The following is a 21,990-nucleotide window of genomic DNA, read 5'->3' on the forward strand; positions in this document are numbered from 1 at the left end:
ATTTCATCCCATAACACTGAGTTATCCACAGCTTTTTTCGTAACCTCATCCCCGAATCCGGGAAATAGTGCAGACTGTCAGCATGAAAACAGGGGATCACATCAAAACAACAGCTGAACTCAGCCAGCTGGGAATCAGTGCAAGCACTATTTACCGTCGGGTAGAGCGAGGACGCCTTATTAAACTCCGGCACGGCGTGTACGTGGATGCTGCGATATGGAATGGGTTCAGCATTTTTCAGCGTTGCTATGCGCATCATGTAGCGGTAGCGAAAAGCCATCCCCGTTCTGTTTTAAGCCACGAATCGGCGGCGATGATGTACGATATTTCGCTCTTGAATCTTCCTGATAAAGTACATATTTCTAGTGCGACGTATGGCATAAAAAGCCGAGAGAACCTTCGGGTTCACGGGTGTTCTTCTGACGTTTTGGAGCGTACCTGGTGGATTGAAGACGCGCGGGTGACATCGCCTCTAGATACTCTTATAGATTGTGCTAAGTTTTTGCCTCATCGGGATGCTGTATGTATTGCTGACCAGTTTTTACATCGGGGACTGGTCGATAGAGTCGCGGTTCAGAGCTCGATTTTGGGGCTACGTGGGCCGGGTGCTTTACGTGTTGGCAGGGTCGTTGAGCGTATGAGCGCACACGCGGAGTCAGTGGCTGAAACATTAGTGCGAGTCTTGCTCTATGACTGGAACCTGGAGATGCCCATTGAACAGGGAGAAGTTCTCACCTCTGCGGGTGCACGCTATCGACCGGATTTTATATGGGAACACCTGCGCCTAATTCTTGAGGTCGATGGCGAGGTGAAGTATTCCGGTAAATATGGCAAGCCAGAGGACGTTATCCGAGCCGAGCATCGTCGTCAGCGCGAATTAGAGCGCGATGGTTGGAAGATTATTCGTGTGCGTTGGGGCGAAATCACGAAAAGTCCGTGGACGCTGCGGCAAGAACTCATGAAAAGCGGCGTCAAGGTGCGGCAGACGTCCTAACGTATAGAACTTATTGGGACGAAATCACCGTTTTAGGTGTCATATCGCACCCAAAACGGTGATTTCATCCCAAGAACCTAGTTCCGCCCGTAGACGTTCACGCGTAGCACCGAGGGGTGCACCACGGCGTGGACGCGTTGTGCTTCGCCGAGAATGTCCCCGTCAACTTCGACGGGCTGCGGGTGCTTGAGGAAGTCCACGGAAACTTCGGCGCCGAGCATATGGTCGATGACGGGGGTGCGTCCGCCGTAATTGCGGGTAGCGATGCGCCCCGCCAGCATCAGCCAGCCCCACAGGCTACGCGGGGTCAGCACAATGACCTCGAGTTTGCCGTCGGAGGCGGTGGTGGTTGACGCTAGGTTGATGCCGCCTTGAATTTCACCGCAGTTAGCGATTAGCACGCCGCGCATCTTTCGGGTGAAGGCTTTGCCACCGTCGATAGAGATGCGCACGCGTCGACGTCGTGCCACAAGGTGTTTGGACGCGGCGATGAAGTACGCGAGACCGCCGAGGCTGGATTTCAGGCGCGGGTTGGTGTCGGTCATGATGAGTGCGTCGAATCCGGCGCCGCCCATGACGAGGAAGTCGCGTTCGTCGTGGCTTCCGTCAATGAAGTCGGTATTCAGGCGCACTGTGTCGACCAGGCGTTCCTTGCCGAACAGGGCGGTGTTGACGCAGGCGCTGATGTCGTGCACGTTGTAACCGAGGTTGCGTGCGAGCAGGTTGCCGGTGCCCATGGGCACGATCCCCATGGGTATTTCGGTTTCGCGCATTGCCGCTGCCACGGCGCTGACGGTGCCGTCGCCGCCAACAACGAGGACGAGTTCGGCGCCTTCTTCAACTGCTTGTTCGGCCATGGAGACGCCTGGGTCTTCAATGGTGGTTTCGTAGAGGTTTGCCGGGGGCCAGCCTGCCTCGGAGAGCGCCCGGAAGATGAGGTGCAACGCGGGCTGCGCACGCGTCTTGGAGGGGTTGTAGACCACGCCCACCTGCTTGGGTTCGGTGGGTTGTAGCGGTGTGTAGAGAAGGCTCGCCATCGGAATGAGGTCGGGGCGATGGTAGAGCACCTGCTTGAGGCTGATTGCGCTCAGCGTGGTGAATCCGAGAAATGCCACGCCGGCGCCGGTGAACAAAGCTTTTTTACTTTTGAGCGAGGTGGGCAATGAAGGTGAAAACATATCTATAAGCATAGTTGGTTTTGGGTGAAAGTAATGACGCTAGCATACGTTGCACCCGAAACTAAGGGGGCTTTTCTTGGATGCTTGTGTAAAGAAGCGAGCGATAAGCCTGAACATTGGGCATACCTCATGTCCGTGCGGTAAATTTAACACCGTGATTGACATTAACCTTCTTCGTGAAAATCCTGACCTGTTCCGTAATTCTCAGCGCGCTCGCCTTGCTGACGAGTCTCTGATTGATCAGATTCTTGAGGCCGATTCAGCACGACGCAGTGCTATTGGCGAGTACGAGTCATTGCGTGCTGAGCAGAACGCTTTCGGTAAGAAGGTGGCTAAGGCTTCTGGCGATGAGAAGCAGGCGCTTCTTGCCGAGGTTAAAGAGCTGGCGAAGCGCGTTGGTGAGGCTAAGGCCGCTAACGAGAAAGCGCAGGTAACCATTGATGAGTTGCTCAACCGCGTCGGCAACCTCATTATCGACGGTGTGCCTACCGGTGGTGAGGATGACTTCAAGACTGTAAAGACCGTTGGTACTCCTCGCGACTTTGAAGCTGAAGGTTTTGAGCCCCGCGATCACCTTGAAATTGGTGAGCTTGTAGACGGTATCGATATGCAGCGCGGCGCTAAGGTTTCTGGTGCGCGTTTCTACTTCTTGAAGGGCCAGATCGCTCGCCTTGAGCAGGCTCTGATGTGGATGGCGCTCGACCAGGCAACCGCTAATGGCTTCACTATGATGACCACTCCCACCCTCGTGCGTCCTGAAGTTATGAACGGCACCGGCTTCAACGTTGCTCACGATGATGAGATTTACCGTCTTGAGCGCGATGACCTCTACCTGGTGGGTACCTCTGAGGTTGCTCTTGCTGGCTACCATGCGGACGAGATTATCGACTTCTCCAAGGGCGCTAAGAAGTACCTTGGCTGGTCATCCTGCTACCGTCGCGAAGCTGGCTCAGCGGGTAAAGATACCCGCGGTATCATTCGTGTGCACCAGTTCAACAAGGCTGAAATGTTTGTGTACTGCCCCGTTGAAGAGGCAGAAGAAATGCACCAAAAGATGCTGGCGTGGGAAGAGGAGATGCTTGCCAAGTGCGAGTTGTCCTACCGCGTCATTGATACTGCGGCCGGCGACCTCGGCTCATCAGCTGCGCGTAAGTTCGACTGTGAGGCATGGGTTCCCACCCAGGGCACTTACCGCGAACTGACCTCTACCTCTAACTGCACCACTTACCAGGCTCGTCGTCTGAACATCCGTGAGCGCATGGCAGACACCGTGGACGCTAACGGCAAGACCAAGAAGGGCGCAACCCGTACCGTTGCAACTCTGAACGGTACTCTGGCGACTACTCGTTGGTTGGTTGCAATCATGGAAACCCACCAGCAGAAGGACGGCTCCATTCGCATTCCTGAGGCTCTTCGCCCCTATATGGGTGGCGCAGAGGTTATTCCGGTAGCTGAGTAAGGACGCGATCTTCATACACTGAGCGCAAGTTTTCCGAGCGAGGAAATAAAGTTTGTGGTCAGGTGCCAAGCGTCAGTGAATCAGACGGAGATTATCCGGTAGCTACTGAGTAATTGTTTTAAAGAAACAATGCCCCTGCTTTCCCTCTCCTGCCTATCTTTTATAGACAAGCAGATCCTGGGAATAAGCAGGGGCTTTTTATGTTAGTCGCTGAAGTTAGAATGACAGCATTTTATGGGATTAGACTCTATTGCCTCGCATGGAGCGGCGCGTTGCTCGAAGTATCCACTGATCCGGGCCGAAGATTTCATACTGGATGTTCCTTCCCGGTATGCCTTGCTGAACGAGAGCAGAACGTACGCTTTGCATGTAGCTCAGTGGTCCACACATGTAGACAGAAGCGAGTCTGGGCATGTCTAGAGACTCGACGCGTACTTCACCTTGAAAATCGCCTTCGCCATCTTTGAGAAAAGAGATGGCTTTTGCATCATCTAGTTCTGCGACTAGTTTCAAGTATTCTTCGCGTAAAGGCCAGGCCTCTGAGGAACTATCTGCGTGTACGGCAACGACGCTGCGCTTTGAATGATTTTTCTTCAGCTCAGCTAAGAATGCGACCATGGGAACGATTCCGATTCCGGCAGAGAAAAGATAAAGAGGCTGTGAATCTTGATCGCTATAGCCACCGAGCACAACGTCGCCGTAGGGGTTAGAAATTTCAATGATATCCCCAACCTCTAGTTTGTGGAGCATAGGTGAAACTTCGCCGTCCTCATTCTGCTTGACCGCGATACGACGCTGGTTCTGTGCGCTGGGAAGGAGCGTATACTGACGAGGCTGACGCAGACCATCCTCGGTTTTCACGATGACGGTGACGTACTGCCCAGCAACGGCATCAGACATGACGGTACTATCTGCAGGTTCGAAAATCATGTCAAGGACGCTGGTGCCAGCTTCTTTGCGTGACACCAGCTTGAAGTTAGAGTGTATGACGTCGTTTTTCTGACCGTCGTAGAGACCCTTTTCGATTTTTACGAGGACATCTGCCATGAGCCAGTAGACCTCGGTCCAGGCTTCTGCAATTTCTGGTGTACAAGCGTCTCCCAAGTTCTCTGCAATTGCGGCAAAAAGATACTTGTAGACAATCTCGTACTGGTCAGCGGTTACCCCCAACGATGCGTGCTTGTGGGCGATTCGCGCCAGCATCTCATCGGGGTACGAATCAGGGTTAGCCAGGATGTAAGAGGCGAAAACGGGGACTGATCCTGCAAGAGCGCGAGGCTGAATGCCTTCAGCTTGATCCGCGCGAGAAAACATGCCGTCCATGAGTTCCGGGTGGTATTCAAACATCTTCCGATAAAAGATGACGGTGATGTCATTGATACGCTCAGCAATAGTTTGCAAAGTCGATTCGATAATGGGACGAGAAGACTCGGAAAGCACGCTTTTCCTCTCACGGTGAGTGGCTGGAATCTAACTATGTGAAAATGTCATAGAAACAGATGAATTATCTTCATTTCGAACATAGCGCAGTAGGGGAAGAATATTTGCATGTTAAAAACTTAATATCTTGTGTAAATTATCATAGCGACCTAAACATGCAGCACGGGTATCGTTAATGCTTTTCCCACTAGTAGGAAAGATGTGGGCTAAGGTAATATTCGCGTGTTTTGCCTTGTTGCAGCAGTTAATATTTGGGGTGTAGACCTCAGGGGGATGAACAGGTGCTGAGAAGATAACGTCAAAACAGTATTCCGCTTCTTGTTCATTGACTGTGACGGAGCTATGGTTATCTACATAACAGTTTTTAACTGGCAATCCTAGGGTTGTTACTTAGGCGGTTGTTATCTCGCGCTGACGCGGGAGCAACTGTACTGGAGGCAAGACCTAAGCACTTCATGCATTGCATGTTGCGCTTGGGTCTTTTTTGTTTCTTTGGAGCTTTCACCCAGCACTGGTAGGAGCTATCGGCAACGAAAAAGACCCCGGCACCGGATTGATTTGAACCCGCACACGGACGCAACGTCAATGCATCCTGGCGGTAGTTCAGGTTAAGTTTCGGCCCCGGGCTTGCCGTGTATTCCAAGGAGAATGCTGTGGCCTCAACGAAGGTTGACTACGCCGCTCTAGGTACCAAGGTGCTGGAGCTTGTCGGCGGGGAGAAGAACATTAATTCCCTAGCGCACTGTGCAACGCGTCTACGTTTTAACCTGCGTGACCGCGATCTTGCTCAGACCGCTGAGATTGAGAAGTTGGATGGCGTCATTACGGTGATGAAGTCTGCTGGTCTCTACCAGGTAGTTATTGGCAATAACGTTGTCTCTGCGTATGACGCGATTATGGCTCGCACATCGTTGGGTGCAGGTGAGGGTAGTGTTGCCGCTGATGAAGAAGGCAATAAGGGTTCACCGCTTAACCGCTTTATCGCCATGATTTCTGGGGTATTTAGTCCGGTAGTTTGGACGCTCGCTGCAGTTGGTCTTATCAAGGCCTTTTTGGCGCTGTTCACCGTGGGCATTCCGCTACTTGACACTGAGTCGCAGACCTATTTAATTCTGGCTGCTCTCGGCGACGGCTTAATGTTCTTCTTGCCGATTGTGCTTTCAGTATCAGCTGCTAAGCACTTCAAGGTGAACTACGCGTCATCGATGGCTATTGCTGCTTTCTTGCAAACAACTACCATCTCGGGAATGTATGAGGCAGGAGACCCCGTCCATCTGTTCGGTATTCCCGTGGTTATGGCTCCTTATTCATACTCGGTGTTTCCCATTATTGTGGCTGTCTGGTTCCAGAGCCTCATTGAGCCTCGCCTGAACAAGGTTTTGCCATCGTGGATGCGTAACTTCATGACTCCGACCATTGTTGTTTTGGTTGTTGGTCTGCTGACTCTCACCGTTATCGGTCCGATCATTAACTTCGCAACAGGTTTGGTTGCTGGTGCTCTAACCTGGATCTGGGGTCCTGCACCGTGGCTGGGTGGCGCTATTATGGGTGGTTTCTGGCAGGTCTTCGTGATGTTCGGTTTGCACTGGGGCATCTCGCCCATCATGCTAGAAGAACTTGCAAAGAACGGTTACAGCTTGCTCTTTGGTCCGTTGCCATCTGCTGTTGTCGCCCAGTGCGCTGCTTCTCTTGCGGTTGCACTTCGCACCAAAGACAAAAAGCTTCGCGATCTGGCGCTGCCCACCTCGATCTCGGCATTCTTCTCGGGTGTGACTGAACCTTTGGTCTACGGTGTTAACCTACCTCTCAAGCGTCCTTTCATCTTCGGTATTGCAGGTGGTGCTATCGGTGGTGCTATCGCGGCATCAGGTGGTTCAGCCGCTACCGCTAACGTTTTCTCATCCTTGCTGACGTTGCCTGCCTTCCTCGAAAAGGGTAATTTCGCCTTGCAGCTTGTTGGTGTGGCAACCGCTATCATCATTGGTTTCACCTTGACCTACTTCTTCGGTATGCCCAAGGCACAGATAGCCGCTGAAGAAGACCGCAAAACCTCCTTGGACGTTGACCCCAACAAGTCGGTTCTCGGTGAATCTCTTCCCGCTGATAAGAAGGTTGTGGATGCCGACGCCCAGGTTGTCCCCGCGAACGCGACCGTTATTCTGCCTGCTGAGGATGCTCACACCACTGACTTGGTGGCGGCTGCCAGCGGTGAATCAATGGCGCTTTCGCAGGTCGATGATCCCGTGTTCTCTTCCGGTGCGATGGGGCAGGGCGTAGCAATCAAGCCTGTTGATGGCAATGTTTACGCACCCATCTCGGGCAAGGTCGTTACTGCGCTGGATTCCGGTCACGCCTACGGCATTAAGTCAGACACCGGTGTTGAAGTGCTGGTTCACGTGGGTATCGATACTGTTGCGATGAACGGTGAAGGCTTTACCATGCACGTTCATAAGGGCGACGCCGTTCAGTCTGGTCAGCCGCTGGTGACCTTCGATCGTAACGCGGTTGCTACAGCGGGCTACCAAGACACCATCATCACTAACTCCGGTAGCTTCTCTACCATTCAACCGCTCACCGACAAGAACCTCACTGCCGGCGAACTCGCCGTCATCGTTGAGCGCTAAACATTTTTTAGAAAGGAATAACAAGGTATGTATCGTAAAGAACTCAAAGCTTTCCCCGAGGGATTCCTCTGGTCAGCGTCGACCTCTGCCTACCAGGTAGAAGGCGCGTGGAACGAGGACGGCCGCGGACCCATCGCCATTGACCTCAAAGAAGACATGCCCGAGGGTACCAGCGACTTCAAGGACGGCGTCGACCACTACCATCGGTTCAAAGAAGACATCGCCCTCATGGCTGAGATGGGCTTCCGCGCCTACCGCTTCTCCATTGCTTGGTCACGCATCATTCCCGACGGCGACGGTGATATTAACCAGGCGGCGATTGATCACTACCACGAGGTCATCGACGAGCTGCGCAAGCACAACATCGAGCCCATCGTCACCATGTTCCACTTCGATACCCCCGCAGCTCTTGAAGCTAAGGGCGGTTGGGCTCAGCGCGAAACCGCGGATGCCTTTGTTCGCTTTTCCGAGATTCTCTTCAAGGAATACGGAGAGAAGGTCAACTACTGGCTGACCATCAACGAGCAGAACATGATGATTCTGCACGGCCCGACCATTGGTGTCTTCCCCGCAGACACTACCGAGCAGCAACTGAACCAGTACAACCACAATATGTTCGTGGCTCAGGCTAAGACCATGGCGATGCTGCACGAAATGCACCCGCAGGCAAAGATTGGCCCCGCACCGAACATCGCTTACGTATACCCGGCATCCTCAAAGCCCGAGGATGTCATTGCGGCGGACAACTACAACGCTGTACGTAACTGGCTCTACCTCGATTTGGCGGTGCGCGGTGAATACAACTCACTGGCGTGGTCAATTATGGAAGAAAAGGGCACTACTCCCGAAATCGCTGACGGTGACATGGAGATTCTGAAGTCAGCGAAGCCCGACTTCATCGCCTTCAACTACTACAACACCGCAACCGTTGCGGACGCGCCTTTCGGCGGTGGCGCATCCGAACGTTCAGAAGCAGCTGACCAGCAGATTTCTGAAGGTGAAGAGGGCATCTACAAGGCAGTCTCAAACCCCAATTTGGGCATGACCGAGTTCGGCTGGGAAATCGACCCTGTGGGTATGCGCATGACCTACCGTGCTATCTGGGACCGCTACCACCTGCCGCTGATTGTCACCGAAAACGGACTGGGCGCTTTCGACAAGCTCACCGACGACGGACGCGTGCACGACGACTACCGCATCGACTACCTGCGTCAGCACCTTGAGCAGACCCAGGAAGCTATCAGCGATGGTGTAGACGTTCTGGGCTACTCACCGTGGAGCGCGATTGACCTGATTTCAACTCACCAGGGCATCGCTAAGCGCTACGGCTTTATCTATGTTGACCGCGATGAGTTCGACCTGAAGACTCTGGATCGTTACCGCAAGGATTCCTTCTTCTGGTATCAGGAACTTATCAAGACCAACAAGCTACCTGCTAAAGACTGGAAGCCTACCTACTCGCACAACTAACGCAGTGAGTTGGGTACCTCAACTCAAGGGGGTGTGGACTTTTGCAAAGTCCACACCCCCTTGTGATAACTATCGGTTGGCTATTTTATTTGGCGTTCTGCAAGGTGCTTGCACGCTGATGCTGCTTGTGCGAAACCGCGAAGCTTGAGGCGTCCGCGCGTTCCCACCAGCTCATCCAATCGTCGTGGGCGGTGCCGTCCAAGAACGACCCCGGTTCAAGCCAGTTGTAAATCTTTGCCAGCGACTGGCTATGGGTGACGCTGGTGCGGTGAATAACGTGCTCTGGGCTGAGCTCCTGGAACGAGTACAGGCCCATGGATGCGAGCAGACGGGTTGCCGAGTTGATGACGCCCGCGTGGTAGTTGCGTACGCGCACGCCCTTGTCATCGACGTCCACGCCGCGGGAGAGCCAGGGGTTCTGGCTGGTGACGCCGGTGGGGCAGGTGTTGAGGTTGCATTTTTGTGCCTGGATGCAGCCGGTTGCCATCATCATGCCGCGGGCGGAGTTGGTGAAGTCAGCACCGAGCGCAAGACGCTTGATGATGTCTGCGCCGCCAGCGATTTTGCCCGCTGCGCCGATGGAAATTTTATCGCGCAGACCTGCTGCCACGAGGGCGTTTTGCACAATGTAGAGGCCATCGGTGAGGGTTGCACCTACGGTGTCTTCGAACTCGATGGGCGCTGCACCGGTGCCGCCTTCAGCGCCGTCAACGGTGATCCAGTCGGGGGTGATGCCGGTTTCGAGCATTGCCTTGCAGAGTGAAAGAACCTCGATGGTGGAGCCAACACAGAACTTGATACCGATGGGCTTGCCGTTGGAAAGTTCGCGCAACTGCTTGATAAAGTGCATGAGCTCAATGGGGGTGCTGAATGCTGAGTGCGCAGCGGGGCTGATGCAGTCTTCGCCCTCGGGCACGCCGCGTGCCTCAGCAATTTCGGCGGTTACTTTGGAACCCGGTAGCACGCCGCCGAGACCCGGCTTTGCGCCCTGAGATAGCTTAATCAAAATGCCTTTGACCTGAGGATAGTTTGCTTTCTTGGCAAAAATCTCGGGGTCGAACTTGCCGTCTTCAGTGCGGCACCCGAAGTAACCAGAACCAAACTCCCAGATCAAATCTGCATTGTGCTCGAGATGATACTTGGTGAGGCCGCCCTCGCCGGTTTCTTGCGCGAAACCGCCCATAGCGGCGCCCTTATTCATTGCCAAAACCGCGTTGGCTGAAAGTGCGCCAAAGCTCATGGATGAGATGTTAAACAGCGAAATATCGTAGGGCTGAGTGCAGTCGGGACCACCCAGGCGAATAGTGGGAGCAACCTTCATCTGCTCGACAGGCATCATTGCGTGACGAATAGACTCGTAGCCTTCGGTCTGTGGCTTACGTTCGGTACCGAACGCTTTTTCACCGCCCAAATCTTTAGCGTATTCATAGATCATTGAACGGGTGTCGCGGTCGAAAGGGCGGCCGTCGTAGTTGTTCTCGATGAAGTACTGGTGCAACTCGGGGCGGATTTTCTCCATAAAATAGCGCGCGTGACCAAGCACGGGATAGTTGCGGAGAACCGCATGCTTTTTCTGCAGAATATCGTGCGCTGCAACAGCGCCGATAGCTGAACCAGAAGCTAAGGCTACCTTGCCTAACGCTACGGAGAGTTTGCTGGACATAAGTAAAAACTTTCTGCTGTATGTTTTTGGTTCTCGGCGATGAGGTACATGTGTAGGTTACTCGTTCTTGCTGGGAATTCTTTTAATGACGGTGGATGCGCGACACTTTCAAAAATTGTTCGCCTAAACGAACAATTTTGTTCTATGGTTAACCGCATCGGTTGAAAGACCGTGTTTACCCTCACCAAACGTCAGTAAAGAAAGCTCATGAAACACCGTTCACCTCGCCTTCTAGCCCTTACCAGTTTTCTTACCGTCGGTGTTCTTGCTCTGAGCGGATGCGGGCAAGCGGCACCCTCTGAAGCCGAAAAACCGCGCGTGCTCACCACCTTTACCGTTTTAGAAGATATGGCGCAGAATGTTGCCGATGACTACCTAGAGGTAGAGTCGCTGACTAAGCCCGGCGCTGAAATTCACGAATATGAGCCGACTCCCAGTGACATTCGCAAGGCGCACGATGCTGACTTGGTGCTCGATAACGGGCTGAATCTCGAGAGCTGGTTTGAGAAGTTCATTCAAGACTCCGATGCGCAGCACATCACGGTGAGCGACGGTATTGAACCCATCGCTATCGCTGAGGGGGACGCCGCATCCACCCCCAACCCGCACGCGTGGATGAGCCCCGTGAATGCGCAGGTTTACGTAGATAACATGGCGAAAGCTTTTGCTGATCTTGATCCGGCGCACGCCGACGAGTTCCGCGAGAACGCCCGAAGCTACAAGCAAGAGCTTGCAAGCGTGCATCACGATTTGCTGAATGACCTCAAGCCACTGGAAAAGTCCCAACGCACACTGGTTACCTGTGAGAGTGCATTTAGCTATCTCGCCAAGGACGCCGGACTCAACGAAGAGTACCTGTGGGCGGTGAACTCACACGCGCAGGCAACACCGAGCCAAGTCAGCCACGTCATTGATGCGGTCAAGGCAGATAAAGTTCGCGCGGTCTTCTGCGAATCAACAGTTTCTGACCACGCCATGAAGCAGGTGGTGGATGCAACCGACGCGTCCTTCGGGGGAGTGCTCTATGTGGACTCACTGTCTGAGGAAAACGGCCCCGTGCCCACCTACGTTGACCTGCTCAAACACGATGCAGAAACTATCGCGCGCGGACTAACCGGCGGTGATGCAGCTGCTGAAACACCCGAAAAATAGAGCAGATACCCCAGAACTTCCCGTGTGAGGTGCCGACAGATACCGGATGCCATGAGAAGACTCTACCGGTACCTCACGCGGGGTCTTATCCCAAGGAGAACAGGTGAACCATCCCGCCCTTGATATACGCGATGTGAGCGTGAGCTATGGAAGCGTGCGAGCTCTCAACCACGCATCCCTACAACTCTACCCCGGCGTGGTCTGCGGCCTCGTAGGCATGAACGGCTCAGGAAAATCCAGCCTCTTCAAAGCCACCATGGGCGTTGTGCCCTGCGAAACGGGTGAAGTCCGCATCGCTGGAATGACGCCTGAAAAAGCCCGCTCAGCCGGTCTAGTCAGCTATGTGCCACAAAGTGAAGAGATTGACTGGGGCTTTCCGATTTCCGTTCGCGAAGTTGTCGCAATGGGTCTCTACGGCAAGCTCGGAATCACTCGCAAGCTCAACCGCCGCCACGAACGGCACGTGGAACACGCACTCGAACAAGTTGCTCTAACTGACTACACCCACCGGCAAATCGGCGAGCTCTCCGGCGGACAGCGCAAGCGAGCGTTCGTCGCTCGCGCTATCGCCCAGCAAGCACGCGTCCTTCTGCTCGATGAACCCTTTGCAGGTGTGGATTATGCTAGCGAACAAATGCTCGGCCAGGTGCTGCGCGAACTCGCATCACACGGCGCCACCGTTTTGGTGTCATCACACGACCTTCCCTCTCTCACCCAAATGATCGATGAAGCTGCGCTCATGCGTCGCACCATCCTCATGCACGGCACACCGGAGCACGTGCTCACCTCCGAAAACATCATGCAAGCCTTTAGCGGACAGACGAAAGCGTAGGTCAACCGTGAATTTTCTGCTTGAACCGCTCACCTTCGAATTCATGCAACGAGCGCTAATCGCCACCGTCCTCATGGCAGTAACGTGCTCTTTGCTCTCTTGCTGGCTAGTTCTCATGGGGTGGTCGCTCATGGGCGATGCGATTTCCCACGCCGTACTACCGGGAGTGGTGATTGCCTACATCGTGGGGGCCCCCTTTGCCGTGGGTGCGCTAGTAGCAGCCCTCGTGGCAGTGACTCTCATGTGGGGCATCAGACGAGGGACGCGGCGCATCGCCGAAGACACCGCCATCGGCATCGTCTTCACCACCCTCTTTGCGCTGGGGCTGGTGCTCATTTCTGCCACGCCGTCGCACACCGACCTCAACCACATTCTCTTTGGCAACGTCCTAGGCATTTCAACGGCTGACGTTCTACAAATAACGGTGCTCGGACTGCTTGTTTCAGCGGTTTTGCTGATCAAACGCAAAGACTTTGTTCTCGTTGCCTTCGACCCCAACTACACGCAGGCTATCGGACTGCGCCCGCACATAATCAGCGGCGTCCTATTGGTGATGCTTGCACTTACCAACGTGCTCGCACTGCAAATTGTGGGTGTAATTCTGGTGGTTGCCATGCTCATCATTCCCGGTGCCACCGCGCGTATGCTCACAAACAAGTTCTCGCGGATGCTGATAATCGCACCAATAGTCTCTGCCATCGGATCGATTGTAGGGCTGTATCTGAGCTACTACATTGATGTTTCCCCTGGTGGTGCAGTGGTTTTGGTACAGGGGATCATCTTCACCGTTGTTTACCTTGCAAGCCCCCGCTATGGGTTAGTGAGCACTTGGGTGCGTGGCAAGAAAACGAAAACTCAGGTGATGTAGTCGACTGCATAATTTGGGAGTAATGGATTGATGGACGCCCTGAGGCGCACAATGTTGCCAGCTGGCTTGGGGCTGACGTGTATCGCATTCGAGCACCCAGCGCGAGACGGCGGGAGGGTCGGCTGGCAACTGTGCGTCTGGTGGCGTCAGTGAAAATTTACTCTTCGCATCCTGACACAAAAAGTGCGGCTGCCGCGTACCGGCCCAACGTCATGAGCTGCCCGTCTGCTTCAATGGAGAGCGAATCTGAAAAGGGCTCTGGTTCTTTGACAGTGAGCACCGCACCGGGCGCTACCTTGCGGTCGGCGAAGAAGCGCAACAGGTCAGCGTCATCGTCATCGATGCGTTCCACCTTTACCTTTGACCCCACGGGGCAGTGAAGGAGGGTGTGCGCGTCGGTGTCGCTAAATACGCCGGACGCGGTGGGGATAGGGTCGCCGTGAGGATCCTTGGTGGGGTTGTCCAACAGCTCATCAATGTGAGCAATGAATTTATCAGACACTGAGTGCTCTAGTACCTCGGCTTCATCGTGTACCTGGTCCCAGCCGTACCCGAGAGTCTCTACGAGGAAGGTCTCAATCAAGCGGTGGCGGCGCACCATTTCAACCGCGTAGGTGCGACCCTCAGCCGTGAGCTCAATGGCACTGTAGGGCTGGTGGATAACCAACCCTGCCTTGCTCAGTCGCTTGAGTGCGTCCGAAACACTCGATAAGCGCAGGCCGGTTTTCTCGGCGATGCGCGAGGTAGTGACGGACTCATCCGACCACTCGGTAAGACCCCAGATGGTCTTCAGGTAGTTCTGAGTGCTCTCGGAAAGATCTGATAAAGGCATGGGACTAACTTTAGCTTTTATAAAGACAGCCAAACGCACTTTCCGTGGATTTGCGCTGTAATTTGGACGTTTTTACAGCGCAAATCCACGGAAAGTTGCTTTTTGCGCGAGGTGCTCTGCGATTACGCCTGAGGAAAATTCACGTCGAATTTAGCCAGATTCCATCTGTAGACTAAAGAAAAAACTCACAATGAAACAGTGATACTTATGGAAAATCTGCGCGTACACCCGCCCGTTGAAGGCAACTGGCATAAAGAAGAAGGCGCAACGTACCTCATCGCTCTCGACATCGACGGCACTTTGGTCAAGCACGACGGCACTATGAACGACGCCGTCAAAGAAACCGTTCAACAGGTCATGAACGCTGGCCACCACGTCATTATCTCCACTGGACGCTCACGTCAGGCGGCGCATCCTATCGCCCAGATGCTAGGGCTAGATAAAGGCTTCATGGTCACCTCAAACGGTGCAGTCACCTACGTTTTGAGCCCTGCTTATAAAGACGGCTTGCGCGTCTTTGACTGCGTACACTTCAATCCCACACGCGCCCTCAAACTGCTCTCCGAAAAAGTTCCCTACGCCCAAATGGCAGTAGAAGTTCCCAGCGGTGAAATCTACGCAACCGCAGATTTTGAAGATGGTAACTTCGGGTCCACCGCCATTCGCGTTAACAAAGAAGAACTGTTCACCATGAATGAGGCAACCCGCGTCGTCCTCTTTGCAGAGAATGTTGATCAGGACGAGTTTCAGCAGGCTATCTACCATGCCGGTCTGCACGGTGTGAACTACTCCGTGGGCTGGAGCGCTTGGCTGGACATCGCTGCGCACGGTGTCTCAAAGGCATCCGCGCTGGAACACCTGCGTCGTAAACTCGGAGTAGACCCCGCGCATACTATCGCCATTGGCGACGGTCACAATGACAAAGAGATGATCCACTGGGCGGCGCGTGGCGTGGCAATGGGTGAGGCGCCTGACGAAGTGATCAAGGTAGCTAAGGAAGTCACGCTCAGCGTCTACGAGGACGGCGTGGCGCACACCCTCAAATCCCTGTTGTAAACCTGCGGCGCGCTGGAGCTGCTGGGCGGTATTCGCCCGTCAGGACGCCTGGTCTGCGAGAGCGGGATAGGCGTCCTGTGCTCTCGCCATGCCTAGCGTTCTTGCGGTTGCAAAATACGCTCTCAGCATGGGCAAACGTCACATCATAAGAAACCTTATTTTTGGGCGTAGAATCAGATTCATGACCCCACGCTTATACAATGGCATCGAAGAAGTTGCCGGCAACACCCCGCTCGTCCGCCTTCCCCGCTGGGAAGCTGCGCACGAGGTGAAGGGTGTAAAAATTTTCGCCAAACTTGAGAGCTTTAACCCCGGCGGGAGCGCTAAAGATCGCACCGCAGCTGCACTGGTCAAGGACGCGAAAGCATCCGGACGCCTCAAGCCCGGCACCATGGTGATTGAGTCCAGTTCCGGCAACCTGGGCATAGCCCTAGCGCGTCAGGCGATTCTCGAAGATTTTGAATTTCACTGCGTGGTTGATCCGCGCACTAACCAGTCAACTCTTGGGCTTATTCAGGCGTACGGCGGCGTTCTGCACCCCGTCACCGAGCCCGACCCCGAAACCAACGACTGGCTGACGGCGCGCAAGAACAAGGTGCGCGAACTGCTGGAAGAAAATCCCGGTTCTATCAACTTGGATCAGTACTCGAACCAAGCTGCTTTCACAGCTCACAGTGAAGGTACGATGTCAGAAATTTTTGATGCTTTGGGACATGCGCCGTCGCGCGTCTATGTGGCAGTGTCTACCACCGGCACCGTGGGAGGGTGCATCGCCGAGGTCGCCAAACGCGGGGCAGATACCCAGGTCATTGCCGTGGACGCTGAAGGCTCAGTACTCTACGGCGGTGCCCGCGGTGAACGTCTGCTTCCCGGTTACGGTGCGGGCGTCATCACCGAACTCTCCACTCGCCAAACCCCCACCGGTACGCGTCGTGTTGATGCTCTTGACGCGGTGAAAAGTGCCCGCGAGCTGGGGCAGACCGAAGCCATCGTCCCCGGTGCCTCCGGTGGTGCCGTCATGGCTGCCCTCGCTGCCGATGCGCCGTCCTTTGAGGAGGGCGAAGAAATCGTGGTGGTTTTGCACGACGGCGGTATGCCGTATGCCGGCACCATCTACAACGATGAGTGGGTTCAGGAGAACCTACATTAACCATGCGCTGAACCCACTTTACGTGGATTTGCGCTGTAATTTCGGCATTTTACAGCGCAAATCCACGGAAAGTGGGCGCTCTACTAAACTCAGTACAACTGCGATACATCTACACAGAGGAATCATTCGTGCCAATCTCAATCGCTATTATCGGTGCCGGTCCGCGCGGTCTGTGGGCTGTTGAAGAGCTGTCCCGCGTTGCCTACCTGCACCATCTGCCACTGAATATCACTGTTTTTGATGCGCGCGAGCCCGGAGTTGGTGGCGCGTACGGCGTTGACCAGCCTGAGCACGTACGCGTGAACGTGTGGTCACCGGTGATTCGCACGACGATGGGATCCCTAGACGAGTACCGCAAAGATGTGCTTGGCGAGGTGCAGCCGTTAGAGGAATTTCCACCGCGAGCTACGGTAGGACGCTTTCTGAAAGCATCCTGGGAGCACGCAGTGGCGCATCTGCCCAGCACCTGCGCTATTAACTTTGTGCGTGAAAACGCCACCGAGCTCTCCCAACTAGATGGCTTTGATCATGTGCTGGTGGTGACCGGCCACGAAGTGGCGTCGCATCCGTCGGGCATGCTTGACCCCTTTACTAATCTCGACCAGGTGGATGCCGGTAGTACCGTGCGCCTGCGCGGTGCAGCTCTCACCGCGATTGACTCAATTCTGTCGCTGACACTCGGTCGCGGTGGACGCATCGAAAACGACACCTACATTCCTTCGGGGAAAGAACCAGCGCGTATTTATCCGACTTCTCGTAGCAGTCGTTTTATTCAGCTGAAAACCCAGCCTGCAACGGATGCCGAGAAGAAGCTTCTTAAACCTTTTGTGCCGCGCATCGCTGCCCTCTCATCGGTGGATGAGCTTAAGAATCTGCTGGCTGAGGCGTCCGAGACACTGACCGGGGAGAAATTCACCTGGGAGGCACTGGAACCTGCGCCGGATGCGCTCGCTGAGTTCCGCGAATCACTGGCTCACCTGCGTCGTCCCCAGCAAACCGTGGGGTTGGTGTGGCGTGAGCTCTACACGCCGATTATTGAGCGGTTCTCTTTTGACGAGCTTTCCTTAACCGATGATTTCGCTGAGCTTGCTCGCTTGCTGGAGACCTATGCTTACGGTGCGCCTGCGGAGCAGGTAGAGCGTCTAATTGCGGTGGCAGAAGCTGGAATTTTAGATTTCTCGCACCTTGCCGATGCCTCAGATCTTTCCGCAGATTTCACGGTGGACGCGGTGTTGGCAGCCCCCGGCGCGCATCCTGAGACCTTCTGTGCCCGAGTCCTAGAGGTAGTCGCACCCGAGCAGGCACCCACTGATTCACCGGTGACTGTTTGTACCGAATCTAACGGCATGTTGCCGGGGCAGACTCGCTTTGCCTTTGCCGGTCGCATGACGGAGCCCTATGTGCTGGGGAATGACTCACTCTCTCGTAACTTGCACACCGTTATTCCGCAGTGGGCGCAGACCATTGCCTCATTGCATGCGCCCTCAGATGCCTACGCTTTACCGCCGCTGACCGGCAGGCTGGAGCCGTGGATGCGCGAGGTCGCGGATAACGCGAACCTTCTGCAGCGCGCGGTGAAAGAGCACAATAGCCCGGTCAATCTGGTGCAGTCAGATGCTATGGAACGCAACTGCATAGAACTCACCGCGCAGGGTGAAAAACACGGTGTTGACGTGCGTGTCTTCTTCGCCCGTAAGGCTAACAAGGCACTCACTTTTGTGGAACGTGCTCGCGACGCCGGGCACGGCGTAGACGTTGCTAGCCACCGCGAGCTCGGCCAGACGCTGGCCGTAGGAATGCCGGGGGAACGCATCATTCTCTCAGCAGCCATTAAGACCGATGAGCTCTTGCAGCTTGCTATTGATAACGGTGTGACAATTTCTGTTGATACCTGCGCGGAGTTCGACCGCATTATTGCTTTGGCTGGGGAGAAGACGGTGCGGGTGGCACCGCGTATTGCTCCTGACCCGGAGCGTTTTATGCCTACTCGCTTTGGTGAGCTGACCGATGTGTGGGTGGACTATTTGGCAGAACCGCATCCGCACGTGAGGGTTGCCGGTGTGCACCTGCATTTGCACGGCTACAGCGCGCAAGACCGCATTGACGCTCTGCTGGAGGCAACCGACCTAATTCAGCGTTTGAAAGCGGTGGGGCACCATCCAGAATTCATCGACATCGGTGGCGGCGTGCCTATGAACTACCTTGATAATGCTGACCAATGGACTAACTTCAAGCAAGCGCTCACCGCACAAAATAAGGGTGCTATTGCGCCCTTTACGTGGAAAGCAGACCCGCTGAAAAACTTCTATCCTTTCCACCAGGCACCCGTGCGCGGCGACTGGCTAGACCAGATTCTCACCTCGCCAGCAGGGGACGCCATTCGCGAGCTCGGCGTGCGTCTGCACCTTGAGCCGGGGCGCAGCATCCTTGATGGATGCGGCCTGATTGTCGCGCGGGTTGCTTTTATTAAAAAGCGTAGCGATGGTGTGCCGCTGGTTGGTCTTGCCATGAACCGTACCCAGTTGCGCACTACCTCCGACGACTACCTGGTGGATCCGCTGCACGTTCGCGCATCCGAACCCGCTGCTGATGCGCAACCCTACGAGGGCTATCTGGTGGGTGCCTACTGCATCGAGGATGAGGTGATCATGCGCCGCCCCATCCGTTTTCCGCAGGGCGTTCAGGTGGGTGATTTTATTGTCTTCCCCAATACCGCGGGCTACTTCATGCACATCTTGGAATCCGCGTCGCACCAGATTCCGCTGGCAAAAAACCTGGTCTATGCGGGTGGCAAGCTCGAACTGGATGCGATAGACGGCTAAAGCTCATAATGTCTACTGGGTGGGGCACGTTTGATTCAGGTGAATAAGTTGTCTTGACCAGCGGTGTCTTTACCCGGGTCTTACTCGGAAGAAGCTCTGGAAGCCAGCCCAACAGCGCGGCGCCCTAGCTGGGGCTGGCATGAATCGCCTTGTAAGCGAAGCGCACCAGGCGAGAAGGTAAGTGCGCCACCGTTGCGCTGGTGAACGGGTGATACCTTGCGTAAGTTAACTCTTGTAGCGGAGCCAGACTGCCTCATCAACCTGGTGAGCCTGTGCACCATACCCAAACAGAAGTAACTCAGGAATACTCGCCCTACCTGCTGCGTTGTGTTCACTGAGTAAGAGGTAAGGAAGTTATGACGTATTCACTTGTTGTCGTGACCGGCGGGGCGACGCGTCATTCTGTCTCCGCCATGCTGGCAGAGAAGATGCGTGAAGCTGTCACTAGCGAGCTCGAAAAGCATGGAGACGTGCGCGTTCACGCCCTGCACATCGGTAAATTCGCGTATGAGATTGCCGAGAAACTCTCCGGTGACGACGAAGATCCTGAGTTGCAAGAAACCTACGAAAAAATTTATTCGGCAGACGGAATCATCACGGTCTCACCCGTTTTCAAAGCAAGCTACTCGGGGCTTTACAAACTGTTCTGGGATTTGACCGACGAAGACGACCTCACCGACACTCCCACCTTTATCGGTGCGACCGGCGGAACACAGCGCCATTCGCTGATGCTTGACCACACTATGCGCCCGCTCTTTGGGTTCATGGGCGCGCAGGTGGCACCGACCGCTATTTACGCTACCCCCGAAGAAGTGACGGGAACAGACCAAGCAACCCTAGAGCGTCGCATCGCCCGCGGTGCTCAGCAGTTTGCCGCTCTTGTTCGCAACTATAAGGACGCGCAATGAAACCCGCTTTCACAGGAGCTCTACTCTACGACCCCGACTGCGGGTTCTGTCAAAAATGTGCATCGTTCGCGCAGCGTCACTTCGACCTAATCGCAGAGATCGCCCCCGCCTACCCCGATGACCTCGTGGCGTACCGCATTGATAGAGGACGCTTTGCCCGCGCTATCCCGTACGTAACCGAGGAGAGGCAACTCGCTTACGGGGCGCTCGCTATCGGTCTAGCTCTGAAAACCAGTCACCGCCGCCTAATTCGCGGACTGGGTGCGGTGCTGATTTCTACACCCGTGCGTCCAATCGCCGAGCGCGTTTACGACTGGGTTAGCCGCAACAGGTACAGGATGCCCGGCGCATCGGATAGTTGCGCACTCTAAACTGCGGGGTATCTTTAGGCCCTGATCTAATCAAGTGAAGCGAGTGGCAAGCTGGCTGAATCTGACATGAATCGCTGTGTAAGCGAAGCGAACCTGTAAGAAGGATTGTTTACGCCGCTACACTTGAGCCCTCTAAATACACTTTGCAGTACTGTAAAATTCCCCTCAGAATAGTAAAAGGGAGGGTTACATGCTGGGTATTTTAGAAGGATTCGCCATCATTGGCGTTGTTATCGCCATCGGCTACCTTGTTGCCCGCATCAACATCTTGCCTGAAAACGCGGGATTCACACTCAACCGCTTCGCCTTTTTCGTGGCTATGCCCGCGCTCATGTACACCACGTTAGCGCACGCCGATCTCAGCATTGTGTTCTCATCGCGTCTACCCGTTGCCGCGTGGAGTTTTATCATCGTTGCCGCGTTATACGTTCTTATCTTTGGAGTGATTTTACGGCGAGGACTGGGCCGCACCACCATGGGCGCGGTATCGTCTGCCCTGTTGAACGCTAATAATATGGGTGTTCCGGTGGCGGTCTATATCTTTGGCGATGCCGCGCAGGTAGCCCCGATTCTGCTGTTTCAGATTATTTTTGTGACTCCGGCTTTGCTGGCGATTATGGATGTCATCGCTAACGGCAAACTGCGAGTTAAAGACGTTCTGACCCAGCCTTTTCGCAATCCCCTGGTTATCGGTTCGATTTTAGGCATCGTTGCAAACGCCACGGGTTTTCATACCCCCAATATTTTTGAGCAGCCCATGGAGATCGTGGGCGGGGCAGGCATCCCGCTGGTTCTGGTGTCCTTTGGTATGTCCTTACGCGGCAGTAAGCCGCTGACGGTTGCTGACCAGAGACTTGAAACTCTGGTTGCCACGAGCTTTAAGGTTGCGTTGATGCCGCTGGCTGCCTATCTTCTGAGTAACTTTGTCTTTCATTTGGACGAAAAGGACCTTATCGCGGCGGTCATGCTCGGGGCATTGCCCACCGCGCAGAACGCCTATAACTACGCTTCGCGTTACCAGCAGTCGATGATTCTAACGCGCGATATTGTTCTGTTGACCACCTGCACATCGCTACCCGCGATGCTTGTAATTTCGTGGCTTTTGCGCATGTAAACCGGCTAGGTCAGGCCAAGAGACAACTTTCCGTGGATTCGCGCTGTAAAAACTCGA

At 54.7% G+C, this 21,990-nt stretch carries 17 protein-coding genes and 1 pseudogene; 14 read left to right on the forward strand and 4 right to left on the reverse strand.

The features are described 5' to 3' along the window. Positions 1 to 82 precede the first annotated feature (82 nt). Both IDM49_RS12520 and IDM49_RS12180 read left to right on the forward strand, forming a co-directional pair. Positions 83 to 193: pseudogene (locus IDM49_RS12520) on the forward strand (type IV toxin-antitoxin system AbiEi family antitoxin domain-containing protein); the annotation flags it as partial. Positions 194 to 637: 444 nt separating this feature from the next. Beyond that, positions 638 to 994 (forward strand): DUF559 domain-containing protein, encoded by a 357-nt coding sequence (locus IDM49_RS12180; RefSeq protein ID WP_228008262.1) that lies wholly within the window; start codon positions 638 to 640, stop codon positions 992 to 994. 77 nt (positions 995 to 1,071) lie between these two features. Here the strand turns inward: IDM49_RS12180 and IDM49_RS01385 are convergent, their stop codons facing one another. Continuing rightward, complete coding sequence (locus IDM49_RS01385; RefSeq protein ID WP_190724764.1) at positions 1,072 to 2,172, reverse strand: diacylglycerol/lipid kinase family protein; 1,101 nt, start codon at positions 2,170 to 2,172, stop codon at positions 1,072 to 1,074. A gap of 154 nt (positions 2,173 to 2,326) precedes the next feature. On the opposite strand from IDM49_RS01385, the gene serS reads away from it, so the two are divergent. Beyond that, a complete protein-coding gene (gene serS / locus IDM49_RS01390) occupies positions 2,327 to 3,631 on the forward strand; it encodes a serine--tRNA ligase (RefSeq protein WP_190724765.1) in 1,305 nt (434 codons plus the stop codon). Between the two features lie 240 nt (positions 3,632 to 3,871). Here serS and IDM49_RS01395 read toward each other — a convergent pair whose 3' ends face one another. After that, the gene (locus IDM49_RS01395; protein ID WP_190724766.1) at positions 3,872 to 5,071 is read right to left on the reverse strand and encodes a globin domain-containing protein; all 1,200 of its coding nucleotides are present in this window, start codon (positions 5,069 to 5,071) and stop codon (positions 3,872 to 3,874) included. Positions 5,072 to 5,724: 653 nt separating this feature from the next. Between IDM49_RS01395 and IDM49_RS01400 the strand changes: the two genes are divergently transcribed. Together IDM49_RS01400 and IDM49_RS01405 are read left to right on the forward strand one after the other, a co-directional pair. Then, positions 5,725 to 7,695: a beta-glucoside-specific PTS transporter subunit IIABC gene (locus IDM49_RS01400; protein WP_190724767.1), complete on the forward strand. Its 1,971-nt coding sequence runs from the start codon at positions 5,725 to 5,727 to the stop codon at positions 7,693 to 7,695. Positions 7,696 to 7,722: 27 nt separating this feature from the next. Further along, complete coding sequence (locus tag IDM49_RS01405; protein ID WP_190724768.1) at positions 7,723 to 9,165, forward strand: glycoside hydrolase family 1 protein; 1,443 nt, start codon at positions 7,723 to 7,725, stop codon at positions 9,163 to 9,165. A gap of 85 nt (positions 9,166 to 9,250) precedes the next feature. On the opposite strand, the gene IDM49_RS01410 is transcribed toward IDM49_RS01405, so the two are convergent. After that, entirely contained in the window at positions 9,251 to 10,828 is a 1,578-nt protein-coding gene (locus IDM49_RS01410; protein WP_190724769.1) for an FMN-binding glutamate synthase family protein, read from the reverse strand. Between the two features lie 207 nt (positions 10,829 to 11,035). Between IDM49_RS01410 and IDM49_RS01415 the strand changes: the two genes are divergently transcribed. The 3 genes from IDM49_RS01415 to IDM49_RS01425 all read left to right on the forward strand — a co-directional run bounded on the left by IDM49_RS01415 (position 11,036) and on the right by IDM49_RS01425 (position 13,680). After that, positions 11,036 to 11,980, forward strand: coding sequence for a metal ABC transporter substrate-binding protein (locus IDM49_RS01415; protein ID WP_190724770.1), 945 nt, complete (start codon positions 11,036 to 11,038; stop codon positions 11,978 to 11,980). 103 nt (positions 11,981 to 12,083) lie between these two features. Beyond that, entirely contained in the window at positions 12,084 to 12,812 is a 729-nt protein-coding gene (locus IDM49_RS01420; protein WP_190724771.1) for a metal ABC transporter ATP-binding protein, read from the forward strand. Positions 12,813 to 12,855: 43 nt separating this feature from the next. After that, a complete protein-coding gene (locus IDM49_RS01425; RefSeq protein WP_228008212.1) occupies positions 12,856 to 13,680 on the forward strand; it encodes a metal ABC transporter permease in 825 nt (274 codons plus the stop codon). 157 nt (positions 13,681 to 13,837) lie between these two features. Here the strand turns inward: IDM49_RS01425 and IDM49_RS01430 are convergent, their stop codons facing one another. Beyond that, positions 13,838 to 14,512 (reverse strand): metal-dependent transcriptional regulator, encoded by a 675-nt coding sequence (locus IDM49_RS01430; protein WP_190724773.1) that lies wholly within the window; start codon positions 14,510 to 14,512, stop codon positions 13,838 to 13,840. Positions 14,513 to 14,719: 207 nt separating this feature from the next. Between IDM49_RS01430 and IDM49_RS01435 the strand changes: the two genes are divergently transcribed. The 6 genes from IDM49_RS01435 to IDM49_RS01460 all read left to right on the forward strand — a co-directional run bounded on the left by IDM49_RS01435 (position 14,720) and on the right by IDM49_RS01460 (position 21,933). Continuing rightward, positions 14,720 to 15,568 carry a Cof-type HAD-IIB family hydrolase gene (locus IDM49_RS01435; RefSeq protein WP_190724774.1) on the forward strand — a complete coding sequence of 283 codons (849 nt, stop codon included), beginning with the start codon at positions 14,720 to 14,722 and terminating at the stop codon, positions 15,566 to 15,568. Between the two features lie 181 nt (positions 15,569 to 15,749). Then, positions 15,750 to 16,718 carry a pyridoxal-phosphate dependent enzyme gene (locus IDM49_RS01440; RefSeq protein WP_190724775.1) on the forward strand — a complete coding sequence of 323 codons (969 nt, stop codon included), beginning with the start codon at positions 15,750 to 15,752 and terminating at the stop codon, positions 16,716 to 16,718. 128 nt (positions 16,719 to 16,846) lie between these two features. Next, positions 16,847 to 19,540, forward strand: coding sequence for an FAD/NAD(P)-binding protein (locus tag IDM49_RS01445; RefSeq protein WP_190724776.1), 2,694 nt, complete (start codon positions 16,847 to 16,849; stop codon positions 19,538 to 19,540). A 356-nt stretch (positions 19,541 to 19,896) separates the two neighbouring features. Next, on the forward strand, positions 19,897 to 20,448 hold the full coding sequence (locus tag IDM49_RS01450) for a CE1759 family FMN reductase (protein ID WP_190724777.1): 552 nt from the start codon (positions 19,897 to 19,899) through the stop codon (positions 20,446 to 20,448). Beyond that, complete coding sequence (locus IDM49_RS01455; protein ID WP_190724778.1) at positions 20,445 to 20,819, forward strand: thiol-disulfide oxidoreductase DCC family protein; 375 nt, start codon at positions 20,445 to 20,447, stop codon at positions 20,817 to 20,819. Before IDM49_RS01450 ends, IDM49_RS01455 begins: the two co-directional genes overlap by 4 nt. A gap of 190 nt (positions 20,820 to 21,009) precedes the next feature. Further along, the gene (locus IDM49_RS01460) at positions 21,010 to 21,933 is read left to right on the forward strand and encodes an AEC family transporter (RefSeq protein ID WP_190724779.1); all 924 of its coding nucleotides are present in this window, start codon (positions 21,010 to 21,012) and stop codon (positions 21,931 to 21,933) included. The last annotated feature ends 57 nt before the right edge of the window (positions 21,934 to 21,990 follow it).

Source organism: Rothia terrae (genome assembly GCF_014705925.2).
GTDB classification, from domain to species: Bacteria; Actinomycetota; Actinomycetes; order Actinomycetales; family Micrococcaceae; genus Rothia; species Rothia terrae.